The organism is Paracoccus sp. FO-3 (genome assembly GCF_006386455.1).
Classification (GTDB): domain Bacteria; phylum Pseudomonadota; class Alphaproteobacteria; order Rhodobacterales; family Rhodobacteraceae; genus Paracoccus; species Paracoccus versutus.
Map to the genome: position 1 here is coordinate 1 of NZ_VCBQ01000056.1, position 15,112 is coordinate 15,112.

16 protein-coding genes are annotated in these 15,112 nt (G+C 64.7%); 4 read left to right on the plus strand and 12 right to left on the minus strand.

What is annotated here, in order from left to right:
* The 4 genes from FE811_RS15760 to FE811_RS15775 all read right to left on the minus strand — a co-directional run.
* On the minus strand, positions 1 to 276 hold a 276-nt coding region (locus tag FE811_RS15760), incomplete at its 3' end, for a biotin carboxylase N-terminal domain-containing protein (RefSeq protein WP_140848101.1).
* 20 nt (positions 277 to 296) lie between these two features.
* Entirely contained in the window at positions 297 to 1,343 is a 1,047-nt protein-coding gene (locus FE811_RS15765) for a YeiH family protein (RefSeq protein WP_140848078.1), read from the minus strand.
* Positions 1,344 to 1,520: 177 nt separating this feature from the next.
* Positions 1,521 to 2,702 carry a UxaA family hydrolase gene (locus FE811_RS15770; protein ID WP_036759439.1) on the minus strand — a complete coding sequence of 394 codons (1,182 nt, stop codon included), beginning with the start codon at positions 2,700 to 2,702 and terminating at the stop codon, positions 1,521 to 1,523.
* A gap of 3 nt (positions 2,703 to 2,705) precedes the next feature.
* Positions 2,706 to 2,996: a UxaA family hydrolase gene (locus FE811_RS15775; RefSeq protein WP_036759437.1), complete on the minus strand. Its 291-nt coding sequence runs from the start codon at positions 2,994 to 2,996 to the stop codon at positions 2,706 to 2,708.
* A gap of 142 nt (positions 2,997 to 3,138) precedes the next feature.
* Between FE811_RS15775 and FE811_RS15780 the strand changes: the two genes are divergently transcribed.
* On the plus strand, positions 3,139 to 3,840 hold the full coding sequence (locus tag FE811_RS15780; RefSeq protein WP_052096201.1) for a GntR family transcriptional regulator: 702 nt from the start codon (positions 3,139 to 3,141) through the stop codon (positions 3,838 to 3,840).
* Positions 3,841 to 3,906: 66 nt separating this feature from the next.
* Here the strand turns inward: FE811_RS15780 and FE811_RS15785 are convergent, their stop codons facing one another.
* The 5 genes from FE811_RS15785 to FE811_RS15805 form a co-directional block, all read right to left on the minus strand.
* The gene (locus FE811_RS15785) at positions 3,907 to 4,932 is read right to left on the minus strand and encodes an ABC transporter substrate-binding protein (RefSeq protein ID WP_140848080.1); all 1,026 of its coding nucleotides are present in this window, start codon (positions 4,930 to 4,932) and stop codon (positions 3,907 to 3,909) included.
* 45 nt (positions 4,933 to 4,977) lie between these two features.
* Positions 4,978 to 5,775 carry an ABC transporter ATP-binding protein gene (locus FE811_RS15790; RefSeq protein WP_036759435.1) on the minus strand — a complete coding sequence of 266 codons (798 nt, stop codon included), beginning with the start codon at positions 5,773 to 5,775 and terminating at the stop codon, positions 4,978 to 4,980.
* Positions 5,776 to 5,793: 18 nt separating this feature from the next.
* Entirely contained in the window at positions 5,794 to 6,576 is a 783-nt protein-coding gene (locus tag FE811_RS15795; protein WP_036759445.1) for an ABC transporter permease, read from the minus strand.
* A 5-nt stretch (positions 6,577 to 6,581) separates the two neighbouring features.
* Complete coding sequence (locus tag FE811_RS15800) at positions 6,582 to 7,361, minus strand: ABC transporter permease (RefSeq protein WP_036759434.1); 780 nt, start codon at positions 7,359 to 7,361, stop codon at positions 6,582 to 6,584.
* A 195-nt stretch (positions 7,362 to 7,556) separates the two neighbouring features.
* A complete protein-coding gene (locus FE811_RS15805) occupies positions 7,557 to 8,582 on the minus strand; it encodes a LacI family DNA-binding transcriptional regulator (protein WP_114536173.1) in 1,026 nt (341 codons plus the stop codon).
* A gap of 198 nt (positions 8,583 to 8,780) precedes the next feature.
* On the opposite strand from FE811_RS15805, the gene hisD reads away from it, so the two are divergent.
* From hisD to FE811_RS15820, 3 genes are read left to right on the plus strand one after another with little or no spacing between them, the layout of a single operon-like run.
* The gene (gene hisD, locus FE811_RS15810) at positions 8,781 to 10,088 is read left to right on the plus strand and encodes a histidinol dehydrogenase (RefSeq protein WP_140848082.1); all 1,308 of its coding nucleotides are present in this window, start codon (positions 8,781 to 8,783) and stop codon (positions 10,086 to 10,088) included.
* 1 nt (position 10,089) lies between these two features.
* Positions 10,090 to 10,845 carry an SDR family NAD(P)-dependent oxidoreductase gene (locus tag FE811_RS15815; protein WP_255469748.1) on the plus strand — a complete coding sequence of 252 codons (756 nt, stop codon included), beginning with the start codon at positions 10,090 to 10,092 and terminating at the stop codon, positions 10,843 to 10,845.
* Positions 10,842 to 11,819, plus strand: coding sequence for a zinc-binding dehydrogenase (locus FE811_RS15820; RefSeq protein ID WP_140848085.1), 978 nt, complete (start codon positions 10,842 to 10,844; stop codon positions 11,817 to 11,819). The genes FE811_RS15815 and FE811_RS15820 overlap by 4 nt, the downstream gene beginning before the upstream one ends.
* Before the next feature lie 72 nt (positions 11,820 to 11,891).
* On the opposite strand, the gene FE811_RS15825 is transcribed toward FE811_RS15820, so the two are convergent.
* The 3 genes from FE811_RS15825 to FE811_RS15835 all read right to left on the minus strand — a co-directional run bounded on the left by FE811_RS15825 (position 11,892) and on the right by FE811_RS15835 (position 15,081).
* The gene (locus tag FE811_RS15825) at positions 11,892 to 12,614 is read right to left on the minus strand and encodes a GntR family transcriptional regulator (RefSeq protein ID WP_036759425.1); all 723 of its coding nucleotides are present in this window, start codon (positions 12,612 to 12,614) and stop codon (positions 11,892 to 11,894) included.
* Between the two features lie 233 nt (positions 12,615 to 12,847).
* The gene (locus FE811_RS15830; RefSeq protein ID WP_208021409.1) at positions 12,848 to 14,353 is read right to left on the minus strand and encodes a tripartite tricarboxylate transporter permease; all 1,506 of its coding nucleotides are present in this window, start codon (positions 14,351 to 14,353) and stop codon (positions 12,848 to 12,850) included.
* Positions 14,353 to 15,081: a tripartite tricarboxylate transporter TctB family protein gene (locus FE811_RS15835; RefSeq protein WP_219848890.1), complete on the minus strand. Its 729-nt coding sequence runs from the start codon at positions 15,079 to 15,081 to the stop codon at positions 14,353 to 14,355. The genes FE811_RS15830 and FE811_RS15835 overlap by 1 nt, the downstream gene beginning before the upstream one ends.
* Positions 15,082 to 15,112 lie beyond the last annotated feature (31 nt).

A 15,112-nucleotide genomic window follows, 5' to 3' on the forward strand; every position in this document is an offset into this window, starting at 1 on the left:
GAAATCGGGGTTCTCGCTGAGCAGCCCGTAGCCCGGATGGATGGCGTCGGCGCCCGATTCCCTGGCGACGCGGATGATCTCGGCGATGCTGAGATAGGCCGCCACCGGCCCCAGGCCGCCGCCGATGCGGTAGGCCTCGTCCGCCTTGAAGCGGTGCAGGCTCAGCTTGTCTTCCTCGGCATAGACCGCGACCGTCTTCTTGCCCAGCTCGTTCGCAGCCCGCATCACGCGGATCGCTATCTCACCACGGTTCGCTATAAGAATCTTTCGGAACATCATCCGCATCAGCGATGCCTTCAGCCAATCAGGTGGACGCCGGCCAGAACGAAACCGGCCAGGAAAACGGTCTCGACCACGACGAGGCCGATTGCGGTGCCGCCGACCTCCATCATGCGCACCAGCGACGTCTTGATCCCCACGGCAGCGATCGCCGCCAGCAAGGCCCAGCGGCTGAGTTGCTCGGCCAGGTATGAGACCGATACGGGGATGAACCCGAAGGAGTTCAGCCCGGCCAGCACCAGAAACCAGATGACGAAGGACGGCAGCAGGGGCGGCCTGGTGCCGCCCGGCGCATCGGCATCCAGCCTGCCGGCGCGGATCGCCAGGGAAAAGACCAGCACCACGGGCGCCAGCATCGAGACCCGGATGAGCTTGACCACGGTCGCCGTCTCGCCGACCTCGGGGCTGACCGAGAAGCCTGCCCCGACCACCTGCGCAACATCGTGAATCGTCCCGCCGAGAAAGACACCCGATTCCAACGGCGTGAAGCCGAACCAGGACGACAGCGGCGGATAGGCGATCATGGCGATGGTAGACAGCACCGTCACCGCCATGACGGTAAAGGCCAGATTGCGTTCGGATTTGTCGGTTTTCGGCAGGACCGCCGCAATGGCCATGGCGGCGGAAGCGCCACAGATCGCCACTGCACCGCCGGAAAGCAGTGCCATGCGCCAACCCCTGCCGAAGAACCTGGCCGCCACCATTCCGAACAGGATCGTCGCGACCACGCCGCCGATGACCAGCAGGATCATCACACCGCCGAGTTCCGTCAGCATGTCGACCGAAATGCGCGCCCCGAGCAGTGCGACACCCAGCCGCAATACCGTGCGGGCCGAATATTCGATCCCCGACTTGGTGCGCGTGCCTTCCTCGGCCAGGAAGTTCAGTGCCAGCCCCATCAGCAAGGCCAGCAGCATGGCAGGGGCGCCGTAATGGTCGGACAGGAACTGCGCCGTGACCGCCACGAGCAGCGAGACGGCAATGCCGGGAAACAGCTTCGCCCCGGTCTGCTTCCACCGTCCCGCGCGCCCTGATGATCGCGCTTGGTTTGTTGATTCTACCATTTGGATTGGATCCGAGCATCAAATGAGGAGTAACCGCCGGACGCAATGTCCTACGGCGCGTCCGTCACTAACGGCATGTGCCGCCTTTTGGCCGCACGAAGCGGCAGGAAGAGAACGATGGAGCCAAGGGCATCCGCCAGCCCCGCCACGGCAGGGCTGGCGTTCGTCAATGATCGCTCAGGCGCTGCGATAGAGCTTGGTCATCGAGAATTCGCGATGGCCCAGGGCCTCGGCAGCCGTCATGCGGCCATTCGCCGTGCGGATGATCATTTCGATCAGCGCGTCGCCCGCCTGGTCGATGGTCATCTCGCGCGTCAGCACGCCGGTCACGTCCACGTCGATATGTTCGGACATGGTGCGCAGGGTGCGCGGGTTGCCCGAGATCTTGATGACCGGAACGATGGGGTTGCCGACCACGTTGCCCTGCCCGGTGGGGAAGGTGTGGATGACATAGCCGCCCGCCGCCATCAGCGTGACGCATTCGGCCGCCGCGGAAGAGCTGTCCATGAAATAGAGGCCCGGCCCCTTGGACGGCGTTTCGGCAGGCCCCATGGCGTCGATATAAGTCGAGGTGCGCCCGATCTTTTCCAGGTTCCCGAGCGCCTTTTCCTCGATGGTGGTCAGGCCGCCAAGAATGTTGCCCTTGGTCGGCTGGCTGTCCGAAAGGTCGTCGGTCTGGTGGGCGAAGATCACGTCGTCCGAATAGGCTTGCCAGATCTTCTTGAACTTGGCGGCCGCTTCGGGATTGGCGGCGCGCTTTTCACAGATATGCTCGGCCCCGGTGATTTCCGAGGTCTCGCCGAAGCAGCCATAGATGCCCTGCGGCAAGAGCTTGTCATACATGTTGCCGACCGTCGGGCAGGAGGACAGGCCGGTGGTCGTGTCGCTTTCGCCGCATTTGGTCGAGATCCACAGGTCCGAGATCGGGCAGTCTTCCTTTTGCAGTTCGGACGCCCAGTGGACATATTCCTTGGCCTTCCAGCCTGCCTGGCGGATGGTTTCGAAATCGCCCTTCTGCTCGATCGAGAAGCCGGTGACGGGCTTGCCGGTCTTGGCAATGCCGTCGACGATCACCTGCGTCCATTCCGGCTCGATCCCGATCACCACCACCGCGGCGACGTTGGGGTTCGCGCCGGTGCCGATGATGGTGCGGAAGTGCAGCTCCAGATCCTCGCCGAATTGCAGGCGGCCATAGGCGTGCGGGATGGCCAGCGTGCCCTTGACGTTGTTGGCCACCGCCTCGCAGGCCGCGTTCGAGATGTCATCGACCGGCAGGATCAGGACGTGGTTGCGCACGCCGACGCGGCCATTCTCGCGACGCCATGCCTTGACGGTCGCATTGCTGAAATCAAGAGCCATGACTTACCACCGTTTCGTTTTGCAGTTGTGGGTATGGACGTGGCCGCCAACCTCGGCATCGCCGACCATCTTGCCGATGTCCTCGTGATACTTGATGACCGTATCGCCGGCCTTCAGCGCCTTCAGCGCCACCTTGTGGCCAATAGGAATGTCGGCCTTGGCGGTCAGGCGAAAGTCCGAGTTGTCGGACGTCACGACGCACAGCATCTCGGTGCCCGCCTTCAGATCCTCGACCACGACGACACCAACGTTGTCCGCATGATCGTGGACAAGAAGTTGTGGAATATTCCTCAAGTGCCCCTCCTCTGGATAGCAGCATGAACCTACGAGGCAACAGTTATCATATACATGACATCTTATACAAGACTTATTTCATGATTTCTTGTGCGACATGCAGCCCGCATGATAGGTGTGGGCAAACCTGAAGGACCCGGACATGGCCGCACCCCTCTACCAGAAAGTGATCGACAGAATCGTGGCGCAGATCTCGTCTGGCGAGTTGTTGCCGGGCTCGATGCTGCCAAGCGAGATGCAGATCGCCGCCGAGACGGGCGTGTCGCAGGGAACCGCGCGCAAGTCGCTGATGATGCTGGAGCAGCATGGCATCGTCCGGCGCGAACAGGGGCGTGGCACCTTCGTCACGGCCCGGACACCGGACAGTTCGTTGTTCAATTTTTTTCGCTTGCGGCAGCCGGACGGGCAGATGATCCGCCCCGAACTGGTCAGCGAGGTGGTGACGAACCGCCGCGCCTTGGCGGCTGAGCGCAAGGGGTTGGATGGCGAGCCGAAGAACGTCTATGAGATCCGTCGCGTGCGCAGCCTCAAAGGCGTGCCCAGCGTGTTGGAAACGGCGGTAGTTTCGGCAAGCCGCTTTGTCGGCCTCGACCAGCGCGCACCGCTGCCGAACACGCTCTATGTGCTGTATCAGCAGAACTATGGCTGCATCATCCTGCGCGCTGACGAATCGATTTCCGCGGTCCTGGCCGATGGCGAATCCGCCGCAGCCCTGAATGTCGGCACCGGGACGCCGCTGCTCTGCGTGGACCGCGTGGCCTTCGACATCATGGGACATCCGGTCGAGCGGAGGCGCAGCCTGTGTCGGACCGACAGCCTGGCCTATCAGGTGTCGCTGACCTGAGGCGGGCAAGGGACGAAAAATGGCCGGGACATCGCCCGGCCATTTGCGCTTCGGGGGAAGCGTCCCTCAATCGGCGTCGACGAATTCGGCCAGCGCCGTGTTTTCCTTTACGCCCTGCAGATAGCTGGGGTCGATATAGCCTTCGGCCTCGGGCGCCTGCGGGATGGTGCCGACACTCGTCATGAACTCGCCGATGCGCGTCATCCAGCCATCGACCTCCGATGCGCCGCCTTCCCGCGCCATAAGCGCAAGCTGTTCGTCCAGGGTGAAGGTCGGGCGCAGTTCGAATTCGGCCTTCGCGCCGGCGTCCGAGATCTCGACCCCGCCCTCCGAATAGAAATCGACCAGCATCTCCCTGGCCTCTTCCGGGTTGGCCTTGATCCAGCGAATGCTCTTCAGATAGACGGCCAGGAATTTCTGAACCGCCTCGGGGTTTTGCGAAGCGAAATCCTCGCGCACGACCAGCGCGCCGGGAACGATGGCGTCGGCATCGGCGCCGGAACACAGATAGTCGTATTCCGCACGTTCCTGCAGCGTATAGGTGTTCGGCGCCCAAACCCCGGCAAAGCGGCCGTTGCCGCTGATCACGGCCGAGATGATCTGCGCCTGGGCCAAATTCACGAATTCGACCGAGGCCGGATCGATACCCCATTTCTCAAGGCAGGCGCGGGCGGTGAAATCTGCGGTCGAATTGGTCGTGACCAGCAGGCTTTTGATCACACCGGGATCGGCCTTCACCGCCTCGATGTCGGCCTTGGCGGTCATGATCGCGTTGGTGCGCGATTCGTCGTTGGTCAGGCCGATGGTCTTCAGCCCGAAGCGGGAGGCCCCCAGGATCGCGGGGACCGAGCCGGTGCCGCCGACATCCCAGTCCTTCGCCTGCGCGGCGGCAATCTGCGGCGCGCCCGCCGGGAAGGTGACGAATTCGGGCTCCAGCTCAACCTCGGACCACCAGCCCTTCTCGCTCGCCACATGGAAGGGCAGCGCCCAATAAAGCGATGGCTGATAGCTGACGCGGATCGCTTCGGCGCTGGCCGCCCCGCCTGCCATCGCCATGCCAAGGGCAAGGCCCGCGCAAATGCCGGTTCTCATGTTTTTCCTCCCAGGAACTTGTTTCCGTTATCGATTGGTTCTTGCTCAGGCGATTTCCATCGCCTTTTCCTGGCGCAGGCTGCGCCATATCTGGGTGCGCAGATGGACGAAGCTTTCCAGGTCCATCACGTCCTCGATCTTTTCGTGGTCGTCCCAGCGCTCGGCCTCGCGGATCGAGCGGATGTCGATGATTTCCTTCACCCGTCCCGGCTGGCGGGCCATGATCGCCACGCGGTCGGCCAGATACACGGCCTCCTCGACGGCATGGGTGATGAACATGACCGTGCGCGGGTTGCGCCGCGCCAAGCGCACCAGCTCCTCCTGCATGACGACGCGGGTCTGGGCGTCGAGCGCGCCGAAGGGTTCGTCCATCAGCAGAACCTCGGGGTCCAGCACATAGGCCCGCGCGATCGAGACGCGCTGCTGCATGCCCCCCGACAGTTGGTGGGGGAAGGCATCGGCATAGCCGGTCAGGTTCATCAGCGCCAGGATGCGGTCGATGCGTTCCCTGCGCTCGGCCCTGGGCACGCCCTTGTTGCGCAGGCCCAGCTCGATGTTCTCGCGCACCGTCTTCCAGGGCATCAGCGCGAATTGCTGGAACACCACGGCGCGGTCGGGGCCGGGCTTCGTCACCTTGACCCCGTCCACGCTGACCATGCCCGAGGTGGGGCGGTCGAACCCGGCGACAAAGCGCAGGCAGGTCGTCTTGCCGCAGCCCGAAGGGCCGACCACCGCCATGAATTCCTTGTCGGCGATTTCCAGCTCGACGCCCTTCAGCGCCTCGAAACCATCCTGCTTGTTGCCATAGATGCGGCCGACATTGTCGAAGCGGATCGCTCCCATTCGTCCATTCCTTTCGAATTATGCTGAGAGACCACGGCGGCGCAGGATCGCTTCCTCGACCCGGCGCAGGACGACGTCGATGACAAGCCCGATGATACCGATGCCGATCATCCCGGCCATGACCGTGGTGGTCGAAACGTTCCCCTGCCCCTGCACCATCATGTAGCCGATCCCGGTCGAGGCGACGATCAGCTCGGCCCCCACCAGCGACTGCCAGCCCAGCCCGGCCGAGATGCGCAGCCCGGCGATGATCGAGGGCACGGCCGAGGGCAGCAGGATCTCGGTGATCATCCGCCGGTCCGGGGTGCCCAGCATGCGCGCCGCCTCGATCAGGCGGGGGTCGGCGAATTTCGCGCCGCGATAGGCGTTGATCAGGCAGGGCGGGAAGGCGCCGGCAAAGATGATCATGATCGGCCCGCCGATGCCGGTGCCGAACCACAGTGCGGCAAAGGGCACCCAGGCGATCGGCGCGATGAAGCGGACCGCATCGAACAGCGGCGTCACGATGTCGTCGAGCAGCCGGAACCAGCCCATGAGCAGGCCCAGCGGGATGCCGACCAGAACCGCCAGGCCGAAGCCGCCCGCAAAGCGCAGCATGCTGGCCCCCAGATGGTCGACCAGGGTGCCGCCGGCGAACCTGTGGTTCAGCAGATAGACGAAACGCTCGACCACGGCGGCGGGCGACGGCAGGAACAGGCTGGGGATAAGCCCCGAAAGGCTGAGCAATGTCCAGACCGCCAGGAAGCCGCCGAATCCGATCAGCCCCAGAACCACGGTGTTGTTGGTGTCGAAGATCCGCATGTCCCTCATTCCCCTGCCTGCGAGGCGGTATTCCACGAAAGCGCGCGACGCTCCGCGACGCCCAGGGCCGCGGTCATCAGCCAGCCGCAAAGCGTCACCACGATCATCCCGACCAGGATCATTCCGGGGTAAAGATCCTGCTGCGCCGCGTTCAGCACCCGGCCCAGCCCGGTCATCGCCCCGACCAGCTCGGCTGCGACCAGCGTGGTCCAGGACGCCTGCAGGGACAGCCGCAACCCGGTAAAGATCATCGGACTGGCGCCCGGCAACAGAATCTCGCGCACGAAGGTCAGGAAGGGCGTGCCCAGCATCTGCGCCGCCTCGATCAGGGTCTTGTCGAGGTTGCGCACGCCCGCATAGGCGTTGATGACCGAGGGCACGAAGGCGGCGAACCAGATCACCAGGATCTTGGCCATGTCACCCAGCCCCAGCCACAGGATGGCCAGCGGGATCCAGGCCAGCGGCGGGATCGGGCGGATGATCAGGAAGACCGGGTTGATCAGCGCCTCGGCCTTGCGGCTCCAGCCCATCCACAGGCCCAGGGGAACCCCGGTGCAGATCGCGACCAGAAAGCCCAGCGTGACCAGCGTGACCGAGCGCAGGACATGGTCGATCAACACCCCATTGGCATAGCCGACGCCGGTGATCTGGCCGAAAGCCGCCCAGGTGTCCGCCGGCGAGGGAAACCGGCCCGGTGAGATCATCTGCGTCACCGAAGTCGCAACATACCAAAGGGCAAGAGCCGCGAATATGGTCGCGCCACCCACCACTGCCTTGCGTGACATCCTCGTCCTCCCTTAGCTATGTAAGCGGTTACATAGATGCCTGGGACAGTCAATCTTTTTCCAATCCGGCCGCGTCAAAAGACGCGCGAGATCCAGAAGAGATCAAGGCGATCCAATATTTTATCGTTTGTTATAAGTATGTTGCATCGGGACGTGCCTTGGGTCGGCCCAGCGCGGGGTTTTCGTGGCGGGGCATTACGCCTTGGCGAATCGCCTTCGCGCCGCCGGCGGCGCATGGGTTCCCCGCGCAACGATCTCGGTCGGCAAAAGCACGCTTTCGCCGCGCTTGCCCTCAATAAGCTGCTGTAGCAGGGCGGCCGCCTGCTCACCCATGCGGGTATGCGGAACCCGCACGGTGGTCAGTTCGGGGAAGGTGATCGAGGCGATGTCGATGTCGTCGAAGCCGGTGATCGTCACGTCCCTGGGCACGCGCAACCCCATGCGATGCGCAGCGCGCAGGGCGCCGGCAGCAAGCACGTCGTTGCCGCAGATGACGGCGGTGATGCTGCGATCCGCCATCAGCTCCGCAAAGGCCCTTGCACCGCTTTCCAGGCCGTATGGCACCTCGGCCACTCCGCGGAATGCAAGCCCCTCGCCCGCCAGCAGGTCGCGGGCGCCCTCCAGTCGTCCCCTGGCCCGGTCGTTGCCCTGGGTCAGCCCCGAGATCATCGCGACGTTCCTGTGGCCCAGGTCCAGAACCATGCGCACCATCGCAGCCATGCCTGCCACGTTGTCGAAGCCCGCGTAAGGGTGCGAATCGCCGCAGGCCCAGGCCAGCACGTAAGGCACCTTGCGGATGGCCAGCCATTCATAGATCGCGGGATCGCGATCGAAACCGACCAGCAGCAAACCATCCGCTCCCCGCGCGACCAGGGCCTCGATCTGCTGCTTTTCGCGTTCCGGGTCATAGCCGCAAGAGGCGACAAGCAGCGCGAACTTTCCCGGCGAAAGCGAGCGTTCGAAGGCGTCGATCCCATGCGCGAAGACCGCGTTCTCCAGCGTCGGGATCACTGCGCCGATAATGCCCGTCCGCCGCGACGCCAAGGCACGGGCGCCGAAATTCGGGGAATAGTTCAGGGCGCGAATCGCCTCCATGACCTTTTCCCGCGTCGCCGGCACCACGCGGTCGGGGGCGTTCAGGCAGCGCGAGACGGTCGCGGTGGACACGCCCGCAAGCGCCGCCACATCGTCCACCGTCGCATGCACCGTTTTCTCGCTCACAACCTGTCCTCGCTGGATCTGCGCATCGGCAGCCACTTTCGCAGCAAGCGAATAATTTGACCAGAACCGTTGAGAAAAGCTTGCATCGCCCAAATGAAAGCGCTTACATCACGCCATGGCCAAGAGGAGGACGCTTCGCAACCGGCTCGATCAGAGCCGCCGAAGCACAAGGCCGATCACGAGAACCCGGAGAATTTCATGGCTCTGCACTATCTGAAGAAAGCGCCGAAGACCGCGACCACCGACGCCGGCGAGACCCGCGAGATCGTCCAGAAGATTCTTGGCGACATCGAGCAGGGCGGCGAGGCGGCCGCCCGCAAATACGCGCTCGAGCTGGACAAATACGACGGCAACATCGTCCTGACGCGGGACGAGATCGAGGCGGCCAAGGCCAAGGTTCCGCAAAAGCTGCAGGACGACATCAAGTTCGCCCATGACAACGTCCGCCGCTTTGCCGAGGCGCAACGCGATTCGCTGCGCGACTTCTCGCTGGAGCTGGTGCCGGGCCTGACCACCGGGCAGCGCAGCATCCCCTGCCGTTCGGTCGGCTGCTACGTGCCGGGCGGGCGCTACAGCCATGTCGCCTCGGCGATCATGACGGTCACGACGGCCAAGGTCGCGGGTTGCCAGCACATCACCGCCTGCTCGCCCCCGCGTCCCGGCGTCGGCATCAATCCGGCGATCGTCTATACTGCCGATCTGTGCGGGGCGGATCGCATCCTGGCGCTTGGCGGCGTGCAGGGCATCGCCGCCATGGCCTTCGGCCTTTTCGATTGCCCCCCGGCCGACATCCTGGTCGGTCCCGGCAACCAGTTCGTGGCCGAGGCCAAGCGCATCCTGTTCGGCCGCGTCGGCATCGACATGTTCGCCGGCCCGACCGACAGCCTGATCCTGGCCGATGCCAGCGCCGATCCGCTGGTGGTCGCCGCCGACCTCGTGGGCCAGGCCGAGCATGGCTACAACTCGCCCGTCTGGCTCGTCACCGACGACGAAAAGCTTGCGCAGGCCGTCCTGAAACTGGTCCCGGAACTGATCGCCGACCTGCCCGAGGTCAACCGCATGAACGCCGAGGCGGCATGGCGCGACTATGCCGAGGTGATCCTTTGCGCGGATCGCGAGGAAATGGCGGCGACCTCCGACGACTATGCGCCCGAACACCTGACCGTGCAGGCGGCCGACCTGGATTGGTGGCTCAAGCGCCTGCAATGCTACGGCTCGCTTTTCCTGGGCGAGGAAACCACGGTCGCATTCGGCGACAAGGCTTCGGGGCCGAACCACGTCCTGCCGACCTCGGGCGCGGCACGCTATACCGGCGGGCTTTCCGTCCACAAATACATGAAGGTCGTGACCTGGCAGCGCGCGACCCGCGAAGGCGCCCGCCCCATCGCCGAGGCGACAGCCCGCATCTCGCGCCTGGAGGGGATGGAAGGGCACGCCCGCACCGCTGACATCCGGCTGAAGAAATACTTTCCCGAAGCCCGGTTCGAACTGAATGCCAGCGCCTGACATGGAACAGGAGCTGTTTTCCGTCGAAGGCCGGATCGCCTGCGTGACCGGGGCCAGCAGCGGGCTGGGGCGGCAAGCTGCCCTGACCCTTGCCCGCCGTGGCGCAAGGGTCGTCGCCATCGCCCGGCGCGAAGCCGAGCTGGCCGAGCTGGCCAGGCAGGGCGAAGGGCGCATCCGGCCCTTCGCCGCCGACCTGGCCGATCGCGACCGCCTGGCCCGGATCGCCCAGGACGCGGCAGCGGCCTTCGGCGCGCCGGACATCCTGGTCAACGCGGCGGGGGTGAACACGCGCGAACATGCGGACAAGGTGACGCCGCAGGGCTGGGATCTGACCCTGGCGCTGAACCTCAGCGCGCCCTTCTTCCTGGCACAGGCCATGGTGCCCGCGATGCGGGAGAAAGGCTGGGGCCGGATCGTCAACTTCGCCTCGCTGCAATCCTTCCGCGCCTTTGCCGCCGGCATCGCCTATGGCGCGTCCAAGGGCGCGGTCGCGCAGATGACGCGCGCCATGGCCGAGGCATGGTCGGGTTCGGGCATCACCGCCAATGCGCTGGGGCCGGGCTTCTTTCGCACGGAACTGACCGCGGCGGTCTTTGCCGACGAAGGATTGGCCGCACGGAATGCGGCGCAGACCTGCCTGGGCCGCAACGGCGAGCCCGAGGACATGGACGGGCCGCTGCTTTTCCTCTGCTCGGAGGCGTCCGCCTATGTGACCGGGCAGATCCTGATGGTTGATGGGGGATTTACCGCGAAATGAAAGCTCTGGTCTATACGGGGGAACGCACGCTGGAAATGCGACAGGTGCCGGACCCCGTCCCCAAGCCGGGCGAGGTTCTGGTGCGCGTCGATGCCGTCGGCATCTGCGGCTCGGACATCCACGCCTATCTGGGCCATGACGAGCGCCGCCCGGCGTCGCTGATCCTGGGCCACGAGGTCGCAGGCACCATCGCCAGCGGCGCCCGCACCGGCCAGCGCGTCACCGTCAACCCGCTGGCGACCTGCGGCACCTGCCCCGCCTGCCGAGAGGGGCGCGACAACCTCTGCCCCGAGCGGCAGATCATCTCGATGCCGCCGCGCGAGGGCGGGTTCGCGGAATTCATCACCTCGCCCGAGCGCAACCTCGTCGCCATTCCAGATGCCCTGCCGGCGACCGTCGCCTGCCTGGCCGAGCCGCTGGCCTGCGGCTGGCACGCGGTCAAGCTGGGCAACCGCGTCCTGGGCGGCCCGGCGACGCGGGTGCTGATCCTGGGCGGCGGTGCGATCGGCTTCGGTGCGGCCCTGGCCGCTCGTGCCCTGGGCAGCACCGACGTCACCATCGTCGAGCCGAACGCCATCCGCCGCCAGCGTTTGACCGAGATCGACGATTTCCCCGTCGTCGAACGTGCGCCGTCTGGCGCTGCCCCCGACCTGGTGATCGATGCGGCCGGTTTCGCCGCCACCCGCGAGTTGGCTTCCGAAACGGTGCGGCCAGGCGGGGTCATCCTGCATATCGGCCTTGGGCAGGCGACCGACGGGCTGAACATCCGGCGCATGACGCTGCAGGAGATCACCTTCATCGGCACCTATACCTATAGCCACAGCGACTTCGAGGAATGCACCGCCGCGATCATCAAGGGCCGCCTCGGGCGTTGCGACTGGACCGACATCCGGGACCTGGCCGATGGCTCCGCGGCCTTCGCCGGTATGGTCGGCAATGCCATTGCCTCGCCCAAGGTCGTGCTGGTTCCCTAGGCCCGGCACCGTCCCGATACCGTCAACGGACCTTTACGGTATCGGGACGCCGGGCCGCGGTTGCATGCCGGATCAACGCAAGCTGACCGAGTAATGCACGGCATCGGTCAGGCAGCGCGACTGGCGCAGCTCCACCGCCTTGTCCTCGAGGTCATAGGCGATCCGCTGGATGGCGATCAGCGGATGCCCGACCGCGCAACCCAGCCGCTCGGCATCCTGCGCATCGGCCAGCGTGGCGCGCAGCTGCTCGTCCGCTCGGGCGATCGTCACGCCCCATTTCGCCGACAGAAGCTTGTAGATGTTGTTGGGAATGCCATCGAGCCCGGCCAGTCCGGCGAAGCGCGCGGCGGGCAGCCACAAGACCTCGTTGATGACCGGGGCGCCCGCCATCAAGCGCACCCGCTCGATCCGAACGACCGGGGCGCCCTCGGCCAGTCCCAGCGGCTCGGCAACCTCTTGCGGGGCCGGCACTTCGGCGTTCCCCAGCATCTGCGAAAGGGGAAACTCCGCCTCCTTGCCGTCGGCCGTCAGGCGGAAGAACTGGAACAGCAGCTTGGGATCCTCGGGCTGGGATACGAAGGTGCCGCGCCCCTGCCGCCGGACCAGAAGATTGTCCATCGTCATCGCGTCCAGCGCCTTGCGCACCGTACCCTGGCTGACGCGAAGCTGCCGGGCGAGTTCATGTTCGCTGGGGATCAGCATGCCCGGCACCCATTCCCCCGACACCAGTCGCCGCGTAAGCTGGTCGCGCACCTGCGCATAAAGGGGCTTGGCGGCGACAAGATCGTCGGACATCGGAACTCCTCGGTTACAAGGCGCAGATTTCCGCTCGCTTTGCGGGAACGGCATACCTCCAGTAATCTTATAATATATAAGATCCAGGCCACATAACAAGCTCGGGGCTGGTGCCCCATGCACAGCGAAAAGAAGCAGAAAGCCCGAACCACAGATCCGGGCTTTCTTGTATTTCAAGCAGATCGCCACGACCAACGCGACCAACACCCTCGGGGTTGTTCAGGACGGACGGCTTAATCTGCCTCCGCGAAAACCTCGTCTCGTTCACGCCTGACGCTGGGCAGCAACGCCAGCACCAGCACTACGACCGAGATCAGCAACAGGACCGCGCTGATCGGGCTGGTGACGAACACCCAGGGATCGCCACGCGACAGGACCAGTGCCCGGCGCAGGTTTTCCTCCATCAGCGATCCCAACACGAAACCCAACAGCAAGGGTGCTGGTTCGAACCCAACCTTGACCAGCACATAGCCGACATAGCCGAAGAAGCCGATGAACAGCACATCCGTGATCTGCGAGTTGATCGAATAGATCCCCACGCTGCAAAAGACCAGAATGGTTGGATACATCAGCCGGTAAGGCACTTTCAGCAGCCGCACCCAAAGCCCGACCATCGGCAGGTTGATCAGCAGCAGCATCAGGTTGCCAAGCCACATCGAGGCAATCATGCCCCAGAACAGTTGCGGATGCGCGGTGATGACCTGGGGCCCAGGCACGATGCCGAAGATGGTCATGGCGCCGACCATCAACGCCATGACGGCGTTGGGCGGAATGCCGAGCGTCAGCATCGGGATGAACGAGGTCTGTGCGCCCGCGTTATTAGCCGATTCCGGTCCTGCAACGCCCTCGATTGCGCCCTTGCCGAAGCGCGAAGGATCCTTTGCCAGACGCTTTTCCACCGCATAGCTGGCAAAGGGCCCCAGCACCGCGCCATTGCCCGGCAAGAGTCCCAGGATGGCCCCCAGGACCGTACCGCGCATGATGGGCTTGGCGCTCTGCCTCATTTCCTCGCGCCCCGGCAGCAGGCGGCCGATGCGGGCGCGCACCACGTCTCGCGCCTCGGTCACCTCCAGGTTGCGCAGGATCTCGGCGATGCCGAAGATCCCCATCGCCAGCACGGAAAAATCGATCCCGTCAGCAAGTGAGAACCAGCCGAGTGTCATCCGCGCTTCTCCGGTCTCGATGTCGGTGCCGACGCAAGACAACAATACGCCCACCAGCACCATGCCGATCGCCCGGATGACGGAACCGCTGGCCAGCACCACGGCAAGCACAAGCCCCATCAGCATCAGCGAGAAATACTCGGCCGGCCTGAACAGCATCGCCAGTTCGGTCAAGGGTCGCCCAAGGGCGGCAATAATCAATGTGGCCACGGTTCCGGCGAAGAAAGACCCGATCGCCGCAATCCCCAGCGCGATCCCCGCCCGTCCACGCTGCGCCATCGCATGCCCGTCCAGCGTGGTGACGACGGCAGTGGCCTCGCCGGGGATATTGACCAGGATGGCGGTGGTCGAGCCACCGTATTGCGCGCCGTAATAGATACCGGCCAGCATGATCAGCGCGCCCGCTGGATCCAGCCCGAAGGTGATCGGCAGCAGCATGGCAATGGTCGCGATGGGCCCCACCCCCGGCAGCACGCCGATCAACGTCCCGACCAAGCAGCCCAGCAGGCAAAGTCCCAGATTCTGCAGCGACAGCGCGACTGCAAAGCCCAGCCCAAGGTTCTGGATAAGCTCCATCAGGCATTCCCTCCGCGGCGCCGCCGGACAAGATATAAGGCCAGCGCAACGACCAGCAGCGCCCCCGAGACCAGCAGCATCACCTGCCTTTGGCTCCAGCCCGGGAAATATTTCAGCCAGGACACGGGAAAGGCGGGCATCGGCAGGTTCAGCAGATAGCCGAACAGCAGAATGCAGAACGCCGTCAGCGCCGCGGCAAGAATCGCAAGGTCGAGCCAGTCGCGGTCCCGCTCGGCAAAGCCGGCGATCAGGACGGCAAGCGGTCCCGCTCCGACGATGCCGATGCCAGGCGTGGTGAACGAGCCGATGGGCGTCGGTCTTATCGTGAAGGCGAAAACGACCAGGGCCAGCATGATGATGACAGGCCCGCGCACCGAGATTCGCGGAATCGCCTCACCGCCGCGGAAAATGCCGGCGACGACCATCCCCGCCCCAATCACGGCAATCAGCCAGGCCGTGCCGCGCGGCATCCCGCCCGGACCCATCGCCCGCAAGCTGCCGCTGGCCAGATCCCCCATGGCCAGGAAGGCGCTACCAGCCAGCCCAAGCAGGCATAACCCTCCGATAAAGCTCTGATTCAGCAGCCGACCCCTACCCTTTCCGGGGGGCCTCATTGTCTCGGACTGTGTTGGCTGCGATGGGTCTTGAGACATATTCATTCTCCTCCCTGATATGTGATCCCGGTTGCACGCCGCCCTCCACAGCAGACGTTCATCTCGGTCAATCATCTATAGTTTTATATAAGAGATATGATATAAG